We start from the raw sequence: 1,782 nt of genomic DNA, 5'->3' as shown, positions 1-1,782 counted from the left end.
CCGCGCAGGTGGCGCCCGCCGAGGCGTCCGTGGCCGACCCGGCTGCCGCCGACGGGCAGGCCTTGGCCGACCCTGCTGCGCCGGGTGAGGCTCCGGCGCCGGAGGCCGATGCCCAGGCTGAGCCTGCCCCTGCCGAGGTGCCCGTGGCTGAGGCCCCGGTTGGGGCCGACCCGGCTGCCGCGGACGCGGACGTGGACTCGGTGCCGGAGGCCGACGTGCAGGCGGCGCCCGCCGATGCACAGGACCCGTCTGTCTCCGGCGAGGCTCAGGTCCCGGCGGACCCGGGCGCGTCGGGCGAGGGTCCGATGCCGGAGGTCGCTGAGCAGGTGGCGGCAGCGGAGGCGTCGGCTGAGCCTGCCCCTGCCGAGGTGCCCGTGGCTGAGGCCCCGGTTGGGGCCGACCCGGCTGCCGCGGACGCGGACGTGGACACGGTGCCGGAGGCCGACGTGCAGGCGGCGCCCGCCGATGCACAGGACCCGTCTGTCTCCGGCGAGGCTCAGGTCCCGGCGGACCCGGGCGCGCCGGGCGAGGGTCCGATGCCGGAGGTCGCTGAGCAGGTGGCGGCAGCGGAGGCGTCGGCTGAGCCTGCCCCTGCCGAGGTGCCCGTGGCAGAGGCCCCGGCCGAGGCCGACCCGGCTGCCGTCGACGGGCAGGCCCCGGCCGACCCGGCTGCATCGGGTGAGGTTCCGGTGCCGGAGGCCGACGCCCAGGCGATGCCTGCGGAGGCGCAGGACCCGGCTGCCGACGGGCAGGACCAGGCTGCCCCCGTCGCCCCCGATGCGGCTCCGGCGGAGGCCGATGCCCAGGACCCGTCTGCCCCCGGCGAGGCGCAGGCCCCGACGGACCCAGCTGCGCCGGGCGAGGGCCCGGTGCCGGAGGCCGAGGCGCAGGCCGTGCCCGCGGCCCCGGCCGACGAGGGCGCCCCCGAGGCCGAGGCTGCGGTGGCCGCTGATGCCGACGCAGCCGCCGAGGAAGCCTCCGGCGAGGCGGACGCAGCCACCGACGAGCCCGAGGGCGAGACGGCGGAGGCTCAGGACGAAGCCGTCATCCAGGAGGCGCCCGAAGAGGCCGCGTCCGAGGACGAACCGGACGCAGCCGCCGAGGACGAGGCGACCGAAGAACCCGAGCAGGCCGAACAGTCCGAACAGGCCGACGCCGCGGACCACAACCCCGAGGCGGACCCCACGAACCAGGAACGAGTCGACCCGGAAGCGGCAGACCCGGAAGCGACAGACCCCGAAGCCGCAGAAGACCCGGCGACCGATCCCGGACCCCTCGCCAACCCCTTCGGCCCCCGCGCCGATGCCGGGTACGACGACGCCGAGCGCGCCGCCGTCCACCGCGTGATGCGCGAGCGCCGGGACATCCGTAACGGCTTCCGGCCCGACCCCATCCCGCACGAGGTGCTGCTGCGCGTGCTGGAGGCCGCGCACACCGCGCCCAGCGTGGGGCAGTCCCAGCCGTGGGACTTCGTCGTCATCCGCTCCGAGGAAACCCGGCGCACCATGCACGAGCTGGCGGCGCGCCAGCGCGACGCGTACGCCAAGTCCCTCCCCAAGGCCCGGGCCAAGCAGTTCAAGGAACTGAAGATCGAGGCGATCCTCGAGACGCCGATCAACATCGTCGTCACCGCCGACCCGACCCGCGGCGGACGCCACACCCTCGGGCGGCACACCCAGCCGCAGATGGCGCCGTACTCCTCGGCGCTCGCCGTGGAGAACCTGTGGCTCGCCGCCCGCGCCGAAGGGCTCGGCGTCGGCTGGGTCAGCTTCTTCGACGAGC

The 1,782-nt window shown here is 76.4% G+C and carries 1 protein-coding gene; it reads left to right on the top strand.

Annotated features, from left to right (window positions below):
• Nucleotides 1–605 precede the first annotated feature (605 nt).
• A partial coding sequence (gene bluB, locus SSOG_RS57410) for a 5,6-dimethylbenzimidazole synthase (RefSeq protein WP_281048073.1) occupies nt 606–1,782 on the top strand: 1,177 nt, incomplete at its 3' end.

The organism is Streptomyces himastatinicus ATCC 53653 (assembly GCF_000158915.1).
Classification (GTDB): Bacteria; Actinomycetota; Actinomycetes; order Streptomycetales; family Streptomycetaceae; genus Streptomyces; species Streptomyces himastatinicus.
The sequence above is the reverse complement of the archived record's forward strand: the minus strand, read 5'-3'. Positions and strand labels throughout refer to the sequence as shown.